The organism is Sorangium sp. So ce1014 (genome assembly GCF_051521505.1).
In the GTDB taxonomy this organism is placed as follows: domain Bacteria; phylum Myxococcota_A; class Polyangia; order Polyangiales; family Polyangiaceae; genus Sorangium.
The window spans coordinates 10,419,542-10,435,873 of record NZ_CP150356.1; the positions used below are offsets into that span (position 1 = coordinate 10,419,542).

13 protein-coding genes are annotated in these 16,332 nt (G+C 74.4%); 8 read left to right on the top strand and 5 right to left on the bottom strand.

The genetic code is table 11. The annotated features are described in order from the left end of the window. Window positions 1–18: 18 nt before the first annotated feature. The 6 genes from WME75_RS39555 to WME75_RS39580 all read left to right on the top strand — a co-directional run bounded on the left by WME75_RS39555 (window position 19) and on the right by WME75_RS39580 (window position 8,152). Window positions 19–1,176: a CAP domain-containing protein gene (locus WME75_RS39555; protein ID WP_437481787.1), complete on the top strand. Its 1,158-nt coding sequence runs from the start codon at window positions 19–21 to the stop codon at window positions 1,174–1,176. A 222-nt stretch (window positions 1,177–1,398) separates the two neighbouring features. After that, a complete protein-coding gene (locus WME75_RS39560; RefSeq protein WP_437481788.1) occupies window positions 1,399–3,873 on the top strand; it encodes an Hsp70 family protein in 2,475 nt (824 codons plus the stop codon). After that, window positions 3,873–4,256, top strand: a complete 384-nt coding sequence (locus WME75_RS39565) for a hypothetical protein (protein ID WP_437481789.1) — start codon at window positions 3,873–3,875, stop codon at window positions 4,254–4,256. Before WME75_RS39560 ends, WME75_RS39565 begins: the two co-directional genes overlap by 1 nt. Next, complete coding sequence (locus WME75_RS39570) at window positions 4,253–5,800, top strand: hypothetical protein (protein WP_437481790.1); 1,548 nt, start codon at window positions 4,253–4,255, stop codon at window positions 5,798–5,800. Before WME75_RS39565 ends, WME75_RS39570 begins: the two co-directional genes overlap by 4 nt. A 67-nt stretch (window positions 5,801–5,867) precedes the next feature. Continuing rightward, window positions 5,868–6,641, top strand: coding sequence for an ABC transporter ATP-binding protein (locus WME75_RS39575; RefSeq protein ID WP_437481791.1), 774 nt, complete (start codon window positions 5,868–5,870; stop codon window positions 6,639–6,641). Beyond that, window positions 6,638–8,152, top strand: coding sequence for a glycine betaine ABC transporter substrate-binding protein (locus tag WME75_RS39580; RefSeq protein WP_437481792.1), 1,515 nt, complete (start codon window positions 6,638–6,640; stop codon window positions 8,150–8,152). Before WME75_RS39575 ends, WME75_RS39580 begins: the two co-directional genes overlap by 4 nt. Before the next feature lie 125 nt (window positions 8,153–8,277). Here WME75_RS39580 and WME75_RS39585 read toward each other — a convergent pair whose 3' ends face one another. Both WME75_RS39585 and WME75_RS39590 read right to left on the bottom strand, forming a co-directional pair. After that, the gene (locus WME75_RS39585) at window positions 8,278–9,384 is read right to left on the bottom strand and encodes a cation diffusion facilitator family transporter (protein WP_437481793.1); all 1,107 of its coding nucleotides are present in this window, start codon (window positions 9,382–9,384) and stop codon (window positions 8,278–8,280) included. Continuing rightward, window positions 9,381–10,613 carry an acetyl-CoA C-acetyltransferase gene (locus WME75_RS39590; protein WP_437481794.1) on the bottom strand — a complete coding sequence of 411 codons (1,233 nt, stop codon included), beginning with the start codon at window positions 10,611–10,613 and terminating at the stop codon, window positions 9,381–9,383. The genes WME75_RS39585 and WME75_RS39590 overlap by 4 nt, the downstream gene beginning before the upstream one ends. 121 nt (window positions 10,614–10,734) lie before the next feature. On the opposite strand from WME75_RS39590, the gene orn reads away from it, so the two are divergent. Then, the gene (gene orn / locus WME75_RS39595) at window positions 10,735–11,298 is read left to right on the top strand and encodes an oligoribonuclease (RefSeq protein WP_437481795.1); all 564 of its coding nucleotides are present in this window, start codon (window positions 10,735–10,737) and stop codon (window positions 11,296–11,298) included. A 363-nt stretch (window positions 11,299–11,661) separates the two neighbouring features. On the opposite strand, the gene WME75_RS39600 is transcribed toward orn, so the two are convergent. The 3 genes from WME75_RS39600 to WME75_RS39610 all read right to left on the bottom strand — a co-directional run bounded on the left by WME75_RS39600 (window position 11,662) and on the right by WME75_RS39610 (window position 15,534). Then, window positions 11,662–12,933: a serine/threonine protein kinase gene (locus WME75_RS39600; protein WP_437481796.1), complete on the bottom strand. Its 1,272-nt coding sequence runs from the start codon at window positions 12,931–12,933 to the stop codon at window positions 11,662–11,664. Window positions 12,934–13,198: 265 nt separating this feature from the next. Further along, window positions 13,199–13,651 carry a helix-turn-helix domain-containing protein gene (locus WME75_RS39605; protein ID WP_437481797.1) on the bottom strand — a complete coding sequence of 151 codons (453 nt, stop codon included), beginning with the start codon at window positions 13,649–13,651 and terminating at the stop codon, window positions 13,199–13,201. 56 nt (window positions 13,652–13,707) lie between these two features. Continuing rightward, window positions 13,708–15,534 carry an ABC transporter ATP-binding protein gene (locus tag WME75_RS39610; RefSeq protein WP_437481798.1) on the bottom strand — a complete coding sequence of 609 codons (1,827 nt, stop codon included), beginning with the start codon at window positions 15,532–15,534 and terminating at the stop codon, window positions 13,708–13,710. A 150-nt stretch (window positions 15,535–15,684) separates the two neighbouring features. Between WME75_RS39610 and WME75_RS39615 the strand changes: the two genes are divergently transcribed. Next, the gene (locus tag WME75_RS39615; protein WP_437481799.1) at window positions 15,685–16,062 is read left to right on the top strand and encodes a hypothetical protein; all 378 of its coding nucleotides are present in this window, start codon (window positions 15,685–15,687) and stop codon (window positions 16,060–16,062) included. Window positions 16,063–16,332: the final 270 nt, after the last annotated feature.

Consider the following 16,332-nt stretch of genomic DNA (forward strand, 5'->3'; position numbering starts at 1 on the left):
ATCTGCTAGCCGAGGCGCATGAGGTCGTGGTGGGCCGCAGGGGTGTTCGGCGCGTCGCTCACCTTCGCCGGGGCGGCGGCAGCGGAGCCGCCGGCGCTCACGTGGGCGGCGACCACGCGATCGCCGCAGCCGACCGCGGCGCTCGCGCCGGAGATCGCCGCGCTCGCGTCGCGCTGCGGGAGCGCGGACACGGCGCTCGCCGACGTCGCCCGGCGCAACGTCGAGCGGCAGCTCCAGGGAGGGGAGATCATGCCGCCCGATGAGCTCGCATTCACCCTGCGCGCCGCGGGCGCGCCGCACGCCTGGCCGCGGGGCTGGTCCATCTCGGGCCGGGGGCTCGAGGCGGCGGACATCGGCGCGCGGCTCGACGGGTGGATCGCGGGCTGGACCGCGCTCGGGGTGCGGCGATGCGGGGTGGCCCAGGCGAAGAAGCCGGATGGGACGGTGATCGTGGCCGCGGTCGGGGTGGACGCGCTCGCGGATCTGTCGCCGCTGCCGACGAAGGCGCGGGTGGGGCAGTGGGTGACCCTCGAGGGGACGATGCGCGTGCCGGCGACCGCGGCGAAGGTGGTGCTGCTGGGGCCGCGGGGCGCGCCCAAGACGGTGCTGAGCTCGCTGTCGGGCGCGCGGCTCCGCTCGAGCTTCGCGGTCGACCAGCCGGGGAGCTGGCTCGTGCAGGTGCTGGCCACGGTGTCGACCGGGCCGAGGCCCGTGCTGGAGGCGATGATCTTCGCGGGGAGCGCCCCGCCGGGCCGCTTCGTCCGCGCGACCGCGCCCGGCGAGGAGGCGGCGAAGGGCGCGCAGGGCGACGAGCACGCGATGCTGCGGATGATGAACGCCGCGCGGGCCTCGGAGCGCCTGCCGGCGCTCGCGCGCGACGCGGCGCTCAGCGCGCTGGCGCGGGCGCACTCCGAGGAGATGATCAAGACAAAGATGGTGGGCCACGACGTGGGCTCGGGCGACCCGGCGGTGCGCCTCAAGGCGGCCGGCTACCAGGCCGCGATCGCGGGAGAGAACGTGGCCAGCTCGAGCACGACCGAGGGAGCGCACCGCGCGATCTGGGCGAGCCCGTCGCACCGGGGCAACCTGCTCGAGCGGCGCTACGGAAGGACCGGCGTGGCCGTCGTGCGCGACCCGAGCGGCCGGGTCTGGGTGACGCAGCTGTTCGCGGGGTGACCGCGGCCGTCAGGCGGCGGCAGCGCCGGGTCAGGCGCCGCCGATGCTCTCGACGGAACCGGCCGAGCGCCGCCGGCGCCTCCGCGAGCCGGCGCTCGGCTTTCACGGCGTCCACGGCTTTCACGGCGAGCAGGCGCCCGGAGCCGCCAGCCCGCGGCCTCGCCCGGCCTTCGGTCGGCTCGCCCGGGCGGCCGCCGTTCCGCGCGTGTATCCTTGTACGCGATGGCTGCACGCCCGCTTTACGTCGGTATCGACCTCGGCACCACGAACTCGACCGCGGCCGCCTTCGACGGCGAGAAGGTCACCCTCGTCAGGAACTCCCAGGGCGCGACGCTCACCCCGAGCGTGGTGCGGATCGACGCGCGCGGGACGACCACGGTCGGCGCGCGCGCGCGCCGGTTCCTCGAGAGCGATCCGCAGAACACCCGCGCGGAGTTCAAGCGGCTGATGGGGACCGCCCAGCCGATCGAGTTCGCGGCGGCGAAGGTGACGAGGAAGCCCGAAGAGCTCGCCGCCGAGGTGCTCCGCTCGCTGCGCGCCGACGTCGCCGAGCACCTCGGGGCCCTGCCCTCGTCGGCGGTGATCTCGGTGCCCGCGCTGTTCGAGCTGCCCCAGAGCTCGGCGACCTCGGAGGCGGCGCGGCTCGCGGGGTTCGAGCGCGTCGAGCTGATCCAGGAGCCGGTCGCCTCGGCGCTCGCGGCCGGCTGGACGGTCGAGGAGCCCACGGGCAGCTGGCTCGTCTACGACCTCGGCGGCGGGACCTTCGACGTCTCGCTGCTCGAGACGCGCGACGGGCTGCTCCGCGTCGTCGGGCACGACGGCGACAACTTCCTCGGCGGGCGCGACTTCGACTGGGCCATCGTCGACTGGGCGCTCGCCGAGATCGCGCGCGCCCAGGGCGTCACCGTGAGCCGCGCCGACCCGCGGCACGCCGCCGCGCTCCGCAAGCTCAAGCTCGCGGTCGAGGACGTCAAGATCGAGCTCACCCGCGCCCAGGACGCGGCGCTCGCGATCCCCGCGGCGTTCGAGGTGGACGGCGCGCGCGTCGACGTCGATCTGGTCCTGCAAAGGTCCACGCTCGACGCGCTCTGCGCGCCGATTATCGACCGCTCGATCGAGGTCTGCAGGCGGCTGATCGCGGCGCACGGCCTCGACGCGTCGCAGCTCGCGCGCGTCGTGCTCGTGGGCGGACCGACCGTGATGCCGGCGCTGCGGGCGCGCGTCAGGGACGCGCTCGGCGCGCCCTTCGGCGAGGGGCTCGACCCGATGACCCTCGTCGCGCAGGGGGCCGCCATCTACGCGGCGACCGCCGGGCTGGACGCGCGGGGTTCCGCCTCGCGCGCGGGGGCGAACGAGGGCAAGGAGGAGGGCCGGCGGCTCTGGCTCCAGTACCCGGCCATGTCGTCCGACCTGACGCCCCACGTGGTGGGCCGCGTCATGGAGGGGCCGGGGGCCGCGCCCGAGCGGATCCGACTCACGCGCGAGGGCGACGGCTGGACGAGCGCCGAGGCGCCGCTCGACGCCGAGGGGGCGTTCGTTGTCACCGTCGACCTGCTCCCGCGCCGGCCGAACGTGTTCCGCGTCGAGGCGATCGCGGCCGGCGGCGCGACGGTGCCGGTGCACCCGCAGGCGATCACCATCGTCCAGGGGCTCACGATCAGCGATCCGCCGCTGTCGCGCACCGTCGGGGTCGCGCTCGCGGACAACTCCGTGCGGGTCTACTTCGAGCGGGGCGCGCCGCTGCCGGCCCGGCGGACGTTCGTGCACCACAGCGTGGAGAGCGTGCCGAAGGGCTCCGGCGCGTGCGTGCTGAAGATCCCGATCGTGCAGGGCGAGCTCGACGTCGCCCACCTCTGCCGCGTGGTCGGGAACCTCGAGATCGACGGGAGCGGGCTCACCCAGGCCCTGCCGGCGGGCTCGGCGATCGAGCTCACGCTCGAGCTCGATCGGGGCGGGCACCTGTCGGCGCGCGCGCTGATCCCGTCGCAGGGGCTCGTGTTCGAGCGCGTCGCGCACCTGCTCGTGCCCGAGGCGGCGCCCGAGGTGCTCGACGCCTCGCTCGCCGCCATGCGCGAGCGGCTCGCGTCGGTGCGCGAGAGCGCCCTGCGCAGGGACGCGCCGCACGCGCTCGGCAAGGTCACCTACGTCGAGTGCGCGCTCGTCGAGGTGGAGCGCGACGCGGCCGCGGCGCGCGGCGGCGACGCCGACGCCGGGCAGAAGGCGCGCCGCGCCCTGCTCGAGCTCGACGTCCTGCTCGAGCAGGCCGAGGCCGACAAGCGCTGGCCGGAGCTGGAGGCCGAGGCCCAGGCCTCCGTCGCGAACGCGTCGGTGTGGATCTCGCAGCTCGGGTCGAGCACCGAGAAGGCGCTCCTCGAGGAGGCCGCGCAGGGCGTGGCGCGGGCGCGCGCCGAGAAGAACCAGGTCGAGCTCCAGCGGCAGCTCCGCCTCGTCCGCAACCTGAGCAGCGCGGCGTTCCAGCGGCACCCGAAGGCGTGGGTGTGGATGTTCGATGACGCCGCCTCCGAGGCGCACCAGGCCTCGGATCTTGTCCGCGCGCAGAAGCTCGTGCGCGACGGGCGCGGCGCGGCGGAGCGCGGCGACACGGCCGCGCTGCGGGCGATCACCGAGGAGATCTGGCGCCTGCTGCCGGTCGACGCGCAGAAGCGCAGGCTCGGCCACGAGTCGGGGGTGCGGTGATGGACGGCGCGCTCGGGCGCATCCGCGACAACCCGTTCTACGTGCTCGGCCTGCGGCCGAGCGCGAGCCGCGCGGAGGTCGAGCGCGAGGGGCAGAAGCTGCTCGGGATGCTCGAGCTCAAGCTCGCGAGCGCCGCGACCTACCCGACGCCGGTCGGCCCCGGCGCGCGGACGGCCGACAAGGTGCGCCAGGCCATGGCGGCCCTCCGCGACCCGGAGCGGCGCCTCGCGCACGAGGTGTGGGCGCGGCTCGATCCGAGGCCCCCGCCGGAGGACGACCTCGACGACGACCTCGGCGAGCTGCCGCCGCCGGAGCCGCCCGGCGAGGATCCGCGCGCGCCGTGGCCGGAGGCGCTGGCCGCGCTCGGCTGGAGGGCGCGATGAGCTGGGGCCTCCTCCTGGCCCTCGCGATCGCCGTGCGGATGATCAGCGAGGCGGCCGCGCGGAAGGCCTCGCCCGGAGCGCCGCCGCGCCCCGGCGCGCTCGGCGCGGGCACCTGGCACGCCGCCGTGCGGCTCGTCCTCGCGCCCGCGGCCGTCGTCCTCGCGATCGGCCTCGCCGCGGGTCAGCTCTGGTGCGCGCTGCTGCTCGCGCCGCTCGTGCCCTTCATCGCGCCCTGGCTCGTCGCGCGATACGCGTTCATTCCGCTGGGATTGCCGCGCGTCGCCTACCACGTGACGCTGCTCTCGGACTGGACCTGGCGCGCCGACCGGAGCGGCGGCGCGGCGCTCGCGGCCGCGTGGTCGCTCTGCCGCGCGCGGAGGCCGGACCCCGCAACGGAGGCCTGGGTCAGCGAGCGGATCGAGGGCGCCGCCGAGCGCGGCGGGGCGGCTCCCGCGCCGCCGGCGGCGCGCCCGGAGCCGCTCCGCGGGGCGGGCGTCGTCGCCGGCGCGCTGCTCGCGGCGCACCGAGGCGACCTGGAGGGCGCGCGGGCGCTCTTCGACAGCGTCGCCGGCTTCGATGAGCGCGCCTGCCCCCGCGAGGCCCGCCGCATCGCCGCGGGCTGGCTCGCCGCCGACGCGGCCTCCCGCGGCGACTGGACGGCCGTGCTCGATCGCGCGCGCGAGGGGCGCGGCCGGGCGCTGTCGCTGCTCGGCGCCGTCGCCGCGCGGGTGCTCGGCGAGGCGCCCGCGCCGGGCGCGCTCGAGCTGTGGCTCCGCTGGCTCGCCGCGCCCCGCCGCCGCGCCACGCTCCCGCTCCTGCGCCGCGCCCTGGCCGCGGGCGAGGGCGCGGCGCGCCCGGAGCCGGAGGAGCCCGAGCCGTGCGCCGCCAAGGTGGCCGAGGGCGACCTGTGGAGCCGCGCGGTGCTGCGCCACGCGACGCTGCTGCTCCGGCCGCGCGGCGAGGTCTCGGGCGACGAGCTCCGGCGGCTGGGCGGCGCGTGGGACGCGGCGCTCGACGACGAGCGCGCCCAGGCCGAGCTCGGCGAGCGCGCGCTGTCGCTCGGCGCGTCGGGCGCGCAGGCCGCGCTCGGCCCGCTCGCGCGCGCGGTCGAGGAGGACCTCGCGGCGGCGCTGCGCGCGGCGCGCGTGCCGCACACGGCGTGGGACGACCTCGGCGCGACCCTCGGCCGCACGCGCCGGCGCCTCCGCGACGAGCTCCTGTCCGAGGTGGAGCTCGCGTGCGACGCCCTGCGCCGCCGCGTCGACGAGAGGCGCGAGCTCCCGGCGCTCTCGGAGTGGCGCGAGTGGACCTCGCTGCGCGCGCAGTACGAGGGCGCGGCCGTGCTCGTCGGCACGGAGCTCCGCCGCCTCGCGTTCCCCAAGGTGCACGCCGACGTCTGCCACGCGGCCGTCTGGCTGTTCAACACGCGCAAGGAGCGCGCGATCGCGAACGCGATGTTCCGGTGGCTCCTCGCCGAGGCCGAGGCGCTCGAGGACGCGCGCCTCGCGGGGCTCCAGCGCGCCAACGTCGGGTGCGGGGTGTGACGCGGAGATCACGCGCGCCGCGCGCCGGGGCGCGGGCGAACCGCTCCGGCGCAGCCGGGCTGACCGCATGATCGAGCTCGACAAGCTCACGAAGCGCTACGCCGGCACGATCGCGGTCGACGGGGTCTCGCTGCGCGTCGAGGAGGGCGAGCTCCTCGTCCTCCTGGGCGGCTCGGGCTCGGGCAAGACGACAACGCTCAAGATGGTGAACCGCCTCATCGAGCCCACGTCGGGCGCGATCCGGATCGGCGGGAAGGACATCACCGGCGAGCCGCCGCACGCGCTGCGCCGGCGCATCGGCTACGTCTTCCAGCGGCTCGGGCTGTTTCCGCACCTCACCGTGGCGGAGAACATCGGCGTCACGCCGTCGCTGCTCGGCTGGGACGCGGCGCGCATCCGGGCGCGCGTCGACGCGCTCCTCGAGCTCTGCGAGCTCGATCCGGCGGCCGTGCGCGATCGCCGCCCCGAGGAGCTCTCGGGCGGCCAGCAGCAGCGGGTCGGGGTCGCGCGGGCGCTCGCCGCCGAGCCCAGGGTGATGCTCCTCGACGAGCCGTTCGGGGCGCTCGATCCGCTGACGCGCGACCGGCTCCAGCAGTCGTTCCTGGCGATCCGGCGGCGGCTCGGCCTGACCGCGATCTTCGTGACCCACGACCTCGTCGAGGCGCTCCTGCTCGGCGACCGCATCGCCGTGATGCAGGGCGGGCGGCTCGCGCAGGTGGGGACGCCGCGGGAGCTCATGACCGCCCCCGCGGACGAGTACGTGGCGCAGCTCGTCGGGACGCCGAAGCGGCAGGCGGCGGTCATCGATTCGCTGCTCCGGGAGGGGGAGCGGCGGCCGTGAACGAGCAGCTCGCCCTGCTCGCCGGGCGCCTCCTCGCGCACCTCGAGCTCACGCTCGTCGCGCTCCTCGTGGGGACGGGCGTCAGCGTGCCGCTCGGCGTGCTCATCTCGCGCACGCGCCGGCTCGCGCAGCCGGTGCTCGCCGTCGCGGGCGTCATCCAGACCGTGCCCAGCCTGGCGCTGCTCGCGTTCATGGTGCCCGCGCTCGCCGCGATCGGCGCTCCGAGCATCGGCACCCTGCCGGCGCTCATCGGGCTCGTGCTCTACAGCGTGTTCCCGGTCCTCCAGAACACGGTGGTGGGGCTCTCCAGCGTCGATCCGGCCCTGATCGAGGCGGCCGAGGGCGTCGGCATGACGCCGGGCCAGCGGCTCCGCCGCGTGGAGCTGCCGCTCGCCATGCCCGTGATCGTCGCCGGCATCAGGACGGCCACGGTGTGGACGGTGGGGACCGCGACGCTCTCGACGCCCATCGGCGCCGAGAGCCTCGGCAACTACATCTTCAGCGGGCTGCAGACGCGCAACACGACGGACGTGCTCGTCGGGTGCGTGGCGGCGGCGGCGCTGGCGCTGGTGCTGGACGGCACGGTGCGGGCGCTCGAGATCGGCCTCCGCCGGCGTCGCCGGGGGCTCGTGGCGGCGGCGATCGGCGCGCTCGCCCTGCTCTACGCGATCGCGGCGGTCGGCTTCGCGCGGGGGGCGCTCGGGGGCGGCGCGCGGCGGATCGCCGTCGGCTCGAAGACCTTCACCGAGCAGTACATCCTGGGCCGCGTCCTCGCGGGGAAGATCGAGCGGGACACGGGGCTGCCCACCGAAGCGGTGGAGTCGCTCGGGTCGATGGTGGCGTTCGACGCGCTGAGGACGGGCCAGATCGACGCGTACGTGGACTACTCCGGGACGCTCTGGGTGGCGGTCATGAAGCGGAGCGACGCCCCGGCCGACCGGGCCGAGGTGCTCCGCGGCGTGAAGGAGTACCTGCTCGAGGAGCACGGGATCGTGGTCGCCGCCGCGCTCGGCTTCGAGAACACCTACGCGCTCGCGATGCGGCGCGAGCACGCCGAGCGGCTCGGCGCGCGGACCGTGAGCGATCTCGTGCCCGCGGCGCGATCGATGTCGATCGGGGCAGACTACGAGTTCTTCCAGCGCGCCGAGTGGAAGACGGTCGAGCAGCGCTACGGGATCGCGTTCGCGAAGCAGCGCAGCATGGATCCCTCGCTCATGTACGAGGCCGTGCGGGCGGGCGAGGTGGACGTCATCAGCGCGTTCTCGACGGACGGGCGCATCGTGTCGTTCGACCTGCGCGTGCTCGAGGACGACCGGCGGGCGATACCGCCCTACGACGCGGTCGTCCTCGCGAGCGCCCGGCTCGCGCGGGAGCACCCGGAGGCGATCGAGGCGCTGCGGGGGCTCGAGGGCAAGATCGACGCGGAGCGGATGCGGGAGCTCAACGTGGCCGTCGACGAGCAGGGGAAGTCCCCCGCCGAGGTGGCGGAGGCGCTGCTGCGGGGGCTCTGACGGGCCGGCGCGAGCCCGCCCCGCTAGTTCTCCTCGGGGCTCCGCCCCGAACCCCCGGCGTCCGCTTCGCGGCCGCCCTAGTTCCGTGCATCAGCAATCCCTGACGGGATTTCTGACGCACGGAACTAGCCGCCGCTCCGGTCGCCCGCGGGCGCGTCGCCGCCCGGCGCCCCGGCGCGCGGCCGCCTGAGCGTCACAAGGCGCTCTTCCTGGAGCGGCTCGGGCTGGATCGTGCAGTGGGTGAGCGCGTGCCGCTCGCGCAGCCGCCGGCTCACGGCCGCGGCCACGTCCGTCCCGTGGTGCCCCTTGGCGAGCACCACGTGCACCGTGAGCACGTTGAAGCCGTCCGAGATCGACCAGACGTGCAGATCGTGAAAGTCGAGCACGCCGGGCACGCTCCGGATCGTGTCCTCGACGTGGGCGAGATCGATCTCGATCGGGCTGCCCTCCATCAGCACGCGGGACGTGTCGCGCACGAGCCGCCAGCCGCCCCAGAGCACGAGCGCGCCGATGCCCGCGCTGATCGCCGGGTCGGCCCGCGTCCAGCCGAAGGCGAGGATGAGCACGCCGGCCGCCATGGCGCCGACCGAGCCGAGCGCGTCCGACAGCACGTGCGCCAGCGCGGCCCGCGTGTTGATGTTGTGCCCGCCCTCGCCGGTCGAGAGCAGCACCGCCGCGACAACGTTCACGAGCAGCCCCAGCGCCGCGGTGATCGCCAGCGCCTCGGCGTGCACCGCCTGCGGCTCGCGCCACCGGTGGACCGCCTCGAAGAAGATCCAGATCGCCGTCAGCGCCAGGGCGATGCCGTTGGCGAACGCCGCGAGCACCTCGGCGCGCCGGAAGCCGTACGTCCGCGCGCGCGTCCGCGCCTGCGCGGCGATGCGCTGCGCGATGATGGCGAGCCCGAGCGCCGCGGCGTCGGCGAGCATGTGCCCCGCATCGGCCAGGAGGGCGAGGCTCTTCGACCACCACCCGACCGTCGCCTCGACGACAAGGAACGACGTCGTGAGCGCGAAGGCCGCGATCAGCCGCCGGAGCGGCGCGCCCCGGTGGTCGTGGTCGTGGTGCCGCGGGTCGCCGTGGTCGTGACCGTGATCAGGGTGGTGACCGGGCGCGCGGGGGTGGCCGTGCTCGTGCCCGTCGCCGTGCCGAGCGCCGCGCCCGTGCGCGTGCTCGTGGGCGACGCCCTCGTGCTCGTCGGGCACCTCCATCGCAGCGCCGGCGCGGCTCACACCCGCTCGATGACGGTCGCCACGCCCATCCCTCCGCCGATGCACAGCGTGATCAGCGCGGTCGCCTTGCCGGCGCGCTCGAGCTCGTCGAGCGCCGTCCCGATCAGGCAGGCCCCTGTCGCGCCGAGCGGGTGGCCGAGCGCGATCGCGCCGCCGTTCACGTTGACGCGGTCGAGGTCGATGTCGAGCTTGCGCGCCGTCTGCAGCGGCACCGCCGCGAACGCCTCGTTGATCTCCCAGAGATCGATGTCGCGCGCCTGCATGCCCGCCTTCCTGAGGGCCCGCTCCGACGCGGGCGCGGGGGCCGTCAGCATGATCACCGGCTCCGCCCCGGCCGTCGCCGCGGCGCGGAGCCGCGCCCGCGGCTTGAGGCCGTGCGCCTTCACGTAGTCGCCCGACGCGAGCAGCACCACCGCCGCCCCGTCCACGATGCCGCTCGAGTTGCCCGCCGTGTGGACGTGCTGGATCGACCTCACCTGCGGGTACCGCGCGAGCGCCAGCGCGTCCACGGTCTCGCCGCCGGGGCCCATCGGGGTCGCCCCGAGGCCGGCGAACGCCGGCTCGAGCTTCGCGAGCGCCTCCATCGTGGCCCCGGCCCGCGGGTGCTCGTCCCGGTCGAGCAGCGGCTTGCCGTCGAGATCGACGACCGTGAACAGGCTCTTCGCGAACCGCCCCTCGCGCGCGGCCCGCTCGGCCTTGTGCTGGCTCTCCAGCGCGAAGCGATCGACGTCCTCGCGCGAGAAGCCCTCGATCGTCGCGATGAGGTCCGCCGAGATGCCCTGCGGCACCATCGCCAGCTTCTTGCGGAGGGCGAGGTTGTTCCCGTCGAGGGGCGCGCCGTCCGAGCCCATCGGCACGCGCGACATGCTCTCGACGCCGCCGCCGACGGCGACCTCCTGCTGGCCGGACATCACCCCCATCGCCGCGAAGTTGACCGCCTGCGCGCCCGAGCCGCAGAAGCGGTTGACGGTCACGCCGGTCACGACGTCCGGCCAGCCGGCCGCGAGGACGGCGGCGCGCGCGAGGCATGCCCCCTGCTCGCCCGCCTGGGTCACGCACCCGACGACGACGTCCTCCACGTCGTCCTTGCGGATCCCTGTCTTCTCGGCGAGGCGATTCAGCGCCTGCGCGAGGAGCTCCTGGGGGTGCACGCCGGAGAGCGCTCCCTTGCCTGCCTTGCCGCGCCCCCGCGGCGTGCGAACGGCGTCCACGATGAAAACGTCTCGCATGTCAGGCCTCCCGCGCTCGGTGTCCGGCCCGTCCTTAGCACACGACCCGTTCCCGGGGCAGCCCGCTCGCGCCGGGTCACGGTGGACCTGAACCGGCGCGGATCGGCTATGCTCGCCGCCGATGACGGACCGCTCGCAGCGCATGGTTTGGGTCGACCTCGAGATGACGGGGCTCGACGAGAGCTCGTGTGCGATCGTGGAGATCGCGACCATCGTCACGGAGCCCGACCTGACCGTGGTCGCCGAGGGGCCGTGCCTCGTCATCCACCAGCCCGAGGACGTCCTCGCGGGGATGAGCGACTTCGTCCGCGATCTCCACGAGCGCTCGGGCCTCCTCGCGCGCATCCGCACCGCCACGCTCTCCGTCGGCGACGCCGAGGCCGAGACGCGCGCGTTCCTCGAGGCGCACTGCGACAAGGGCACGGCCGTGCTGTGCGGCAACTCCATCTGGAAGGACCGCGCCTTTCTGCAGCGCTACATGCCGGAGCTCCTCGCCTTCCTGCACTACCGCATCGTGGACGTGTCCACCCTCAAGGAGCTCGTGCGCCGCTGGTACCCGACGCGCTCCGCGCCCAAGAAGCGCGAGATCCACCGCGCGCTCGACGACATCCGCGAGTCGATCGAGGAGCTCAGGTGGTACCGGGCGAACGTGTTCCAGCCGCTCCCGGGCGGCGAGCTCCGCTGAGCGGGCACGGCGACCCGCCATGCGCTCGAGCGCGAGCGCATCCCCGACCTCCCGACCTCGCAGCGCATCCCCGAGCTCGCCTCCCCGCACGCGCCCCCCGCGTGCCCACCCGGGAGGCGAGCTGCGCGCTCCACCTGCCGTCCGATGTCCTGACCGTCCGAGGTTGCTCCCAGCGACCGACGCATCCGTGTGGACGGCAACGAGGAGAAAAATGTCGGCGGCATGAGAAAACTAGATCGATCGAGGGAATGCTTTTAGTAGGGTGGCCATGCGTCCAGGCCTCCGGCACGAGGTCTGCGGCGCGGACGCCCCGGCGGCCCCAATCCGCCGGGGTGTCGTTTGCCAGCTGGGCTGCGGCTCGCCTCAGAAGAGCTGGTCGCCGTACCACCGCTGCCCGGCGCTGCGGTTGACCTCCACGGCCGGGGTCGCGGCCATGGACGCGGGCCCGGCGCGGCGTGTCACGCGGGACCTGAGGGCTGGCTTCTCGACGGCAGGGCTCATCGCCTCGGGAGCGCCGGGATCGCAGTGCACCGGCGGGACCAGCGCGGAAACGTGCTCCACATCACCTGAATGAGCCGACGGATCGGCCGGCTGCGGGGACGGCGCCCCGCGGCGGGCGATGTACGAGCTCAGCGTCACCGCGACGCCGGCGCTCGCCAGCGCGACGATCAGGAGCGCCCCGCCGAGCCGCAGGAGGCGGCGGCGCCAGCGGGGAGCGGCGATCTGGACCGCGGGGTGCCGCATGGCCTCGGGCGGGAGGGTGCCGGTGGGCAGCGTGTTGCGCGACGCCGGGGCGGGCACGCTCCGTTCGGTGTCCGGCGGCGGCGGCGGCGGCGCCGGGGCTCCTCCGGCGAGGGGCGCCGGGTCGACGAAGAGCAGCGGTCGCACGGCGGTCATGAGCTCCTCGACGGTCTGGAAGCGCGCGTCCGGGTCCTTCGCGAGCGCTCGGGCCAGCGCCTCGCTCACCGCGGCCGGCACGCCCTGGAGCGGCGGCGGCACCTCGTCCAGCGCGCACACCTCCAGGTCGTCGCGCCCCTCGAAGGGGCGCCGGCCCCCGAGGACGCAGTACAGCAGCATCCCGAGCCCGTAGACGTCGGTGCGCTTGTCGATCGCGCGTGCATCGAAGAGCTCCGGCGCCCGGTACCGCGCCGCATCCGCCACGGGGTCCGCGGGCGATCCGAACAGCCGGTGCAGCCCGAAAGCCCTGAGGACGGCCGCTCCCTGGCTGGTGATCCCCACCGTGTGCGGGCCGACATCCCCGTGCGCGAGGCCCAGCACGTGCGCCGCGCCGAGCGTCCGCGCGACGTCGACGCCGATGTCGTACACGACGGCGCGGAGCCGGGGCAGCAGATCCTCCACCGAGGGATCGTCGCTCGGCAGGGCGGCAATCCACCCGGCATTGCCCTCCATGCCGCCCGCGACCCCAGGCACGATGCCGTGCATCGCCGGAGGCAGCGAGAGGAGCCGATCGAGCTCGCCGCGGAACGCCTCGGCGTCGAGGCCGACATCCTCCTGGACATAAAGCGTCACCTCGCGGCCGTCCGCGTCGAGCGCGCGATAGGCCTCGGCCGGAGCCGGTGAGTCCAGGCTGGCGACGATGGTGTACCCCGCGAACTCCTGGCCCAGGATCACCATGGGCCCTCCGCCGCGAGCCCCTCGAACACAGCGGTTTCCAGCCCTCCGCGCGGGAAGACGGCAGAGCGAAGCGCGACCTGCGATGTTGGATCAACCCAAGAAATTCTGCTCACTGCGTCGGACCTCCGGCACGAGGTTCGAGTCCATGACACCCCCGGACACGGCCCGGGGAACATCGATTGGCGCGAGGGTAACAGAGGTCACCGGCGCGCGGAAGCCGTCGCCAGCGCGGATCGAGGATCACGAAGCGAGCGAGACGGCGGGCTCACTTTCCGGAACGACGGCTCGACGACGGAGTACGCCCGGAAGCGGCCCGCTCCGGCGGGCGCGACCTGGGCGGAGCCGCCAGGCGAGAGCGCTCGGCCTCCTCGCCGGCCAGGGCGAGCATTGCTTGCTTTCTCGTCGAATCGTCAGGCTCCATGAGCAGAAAGAGGATCGCGTTCTGGAGCGTCTCCTGGGCCTGGTCAAAGAGCTCTGCCACGACGGACGCGACCGGGCTGCGCCCGTCGCCGGGCAGGAGGAGGCGCGGCTCGCACTGGAGCCCCTGGGCGATGAGGCCGAGCGCGCCGATCCCGAGATCCCGCTCGCCTCGCTCCACCTGCCGCAGGTACGTGGCCGAGAGCTGCGCGCGCTCGGCGAACTCTTGCATGCTGAGCCCGCGGAGCCTCCGGAGGATGTGGATCGCCTGACCGACCTCCCTGGGGAGCGTGTCGCGCATGCGCGCGAGCCTAGCAGGCAGAGCTCGCCCGAGCCGGCGAGAAGGACTCGGGGGCGCTACAGGTACCCTTCGGCCTGCAGCGCGAACATGCGCGCATAGCGCTGGCCGCGGGCGACGAGCTCGTCGTGGGTGCCCTCCTCGACGATGCGCCCGCCGTCGAGGACGAGGATGCGGTCGGCCATGCGCACGGTCGGGAACCGGTGCGAGATGACGATCGTCGTCCGCCCCTTGGACAGCGACCGGAACCGCTGGAAGACGGCGTGCTCGGCCTCGGCGTCGAGCGCCGCGGTCGGCTCGTCGAGCACGAGGATGTCGGCCTGCTCGCGCATGAAGGCGCGCGCGAGCGCGATCTTCTGCCACTGCCCGCCGCTCAGCTCGACGCCGTCCTTGAACCAGCGCCCGAGCTGCGCGTCGAGGCCCCCGGGCACGGCGGTCACGACCTCCTCCGCGCCGCCCTCGGACACCGCGCGCTCGATGCGCGGCTCGTCGGCGAGGTGATCGAGGCTGCCGAGCCCCACGTTCTCGCGCAGCGTGAGCTGGTATTGGTTGAAGTCCTGAAACACGACGCCGATCCTCCGGCGGAGCTCGTCGAGATCCCAGGCGCGGAGATCCTTGCCGTCGAGCAGGATGCGCCCCTCGGTGGGCTCGTAAAGCCGCGTGAGCAGCTTGATGAACGTCGTCTTGCCAGCGCCGTTGTGCCCGACGAGCGCCAGGCTCTGCCCGCTCGGGATATGGAGATCGATGCCCCGCAGCGCCCAGCGCGACTGGCCGGCATACCGGTAGCCCACGCCCTCGAACCGCACGCCCCGCTCGAGCGCGCCGTCGTTCAAAACAGCGGGCACCACAGAGGGCAACACAGAGGGCGAGCCGCCGCTCGGCAACGCGGGCGGCACGTCGGTCGGGATGCTCAAATACTGAAAGAGATTCGACATATAGAGGTTGTGCTCGTACATGCCGCCGACGCCGGCGAGGACGGCCTGGAACGCCTGCTGGCCCTGGCGGAAGGCGGCGACGTAAAGGACCATCTCGCCGAGCGAGAGCTGCCCCGCCGCGGCGGAGACGGCCATGGCGCCATAGCAGCCGTAGAACGCGGCGGTCCCGAGGAGCGACAGGCCATAGGACCAGCCGGCGCGGCGGACCGCGAGGGCGCTGTCCTCCCGGTAGAACGACGCGGCGAGCGCCCTGTACCGCTCGAGGAACATCGGACCGAGCCCGAAGAGCTTCACCTCCTTGGCGTGGCCGTCGTTGGCGAGCACGTACTCGAGGTAATTGAGGCGGCGGGCCTCGGGAGAGCGCCAGTTCCGGAGGCGGAACGCCGCGCCGGAGAAGCGCGCCTCGGCGACCGTGGCCGGGATGGCCGCGAGCACGAGCGCGAGCACCGCGAAGCCGCTGAAGCTGACGAGCATCGCGGCGTACCCCGCGAGCGTGATCAGGTTCTGCACGAGGGAGAAGCTCTCGGTCACGATGGACGCGGGGCGCGACGAGGCCTCGCGCCGCGCGCGGGTGAGCTGGTCGTAGAACTCGGAGTCCTCGAAATGGCGGAGCTCCAGCGAGAGCGCCTTCTCGAGGATCAGCGCGTGGATGTCGTTCGAGAGCCGGGCGCCGAGCAGCTGCCGCGTCAGCGAGAGCCCGCGCTGCGCGAGCGCGAGCGCGGCCACGAGGCCGAGCTCGACCGAGACCCACACGAGCGTCGCGCGCTCATCGCGGGCGACCACGGCGTCCATGATCATCTTGCCCACGTAGGCCACCCCGAGGGGCAGCACCGCCGCCGCGAGCGTGAGCGCGCCGAGCGCGAGGCTCGCCGCCTTCGACGAGCGCCAGACGAGCTTGAGCGTCCGCGGGGTGTAGGCAAAGCTGTCCCGCAGGCGGGAGAGACCGAGCATGAGGGCGGATTCTAACCACGCCGCCGCGCTCCGCCCGCACAGGCCCGCGCCGCCGGTCACGCCTCGCCGCAGGGAGGGCGCACGGACGGCCGCGGTGGCGGGCGCGCGCCGGGCGCGGTATCTCGGGGGCTCCGAACCAGGAGGTTCTGCATGTCGAGCATGTCCAATTTGACGATAGGCTACGGAGCGCTGCTCACAGCGCTCGGCGTCGGCGGCTTCGCGGCGACGAGCGCGCCGACGGCGCTCATCCCGGCCGGCTTCGGGGTTGTCGCGCTCGGGCTCGGCCTGCTCGCGAGGCAGGAGAAGTACCGCATGCACGCCATGCACGCGTCGGCGCTGGTCGGCATCCTCGGCTTCCTCGGCTCCATCCGCGGCCTGTCGCAGCTGCCGGCGCTGCTCTCCGGCGGCGACGTGGCGCGCCCGCCGGCCGTCATCGCCCAGTCGCTGATGGCCATCCTGTCCGCGGGCTTCGTCGCCCTGTGCGTGCGCTCCTTCGTCACGGCGCGCCGCGCCACCGCCCGCCCCTGAGCGCGGCGCGCACCCCCGAGAGCGCCGCCTGGGCCGGGAGCCCAGGCGCCCTCGCAGAGCCCCTCTCCCCCATCACCCCCCAGCCAGGGCGCTCCGAGCGATCCTGTCGGCCGCGCGCTCCACCGGCTCCGCCGGACGATCGGCTCCTGTCGAATCCGTAGAGAACGGCCGGTGCGGTGGCCCCCTGCGCACCGATGAGCTCCCCTCCCCTTACTCTGCACGTCCCATCTCCGCATGTCCATCTCCACGCGTCGGATCCAGACTCCGCGC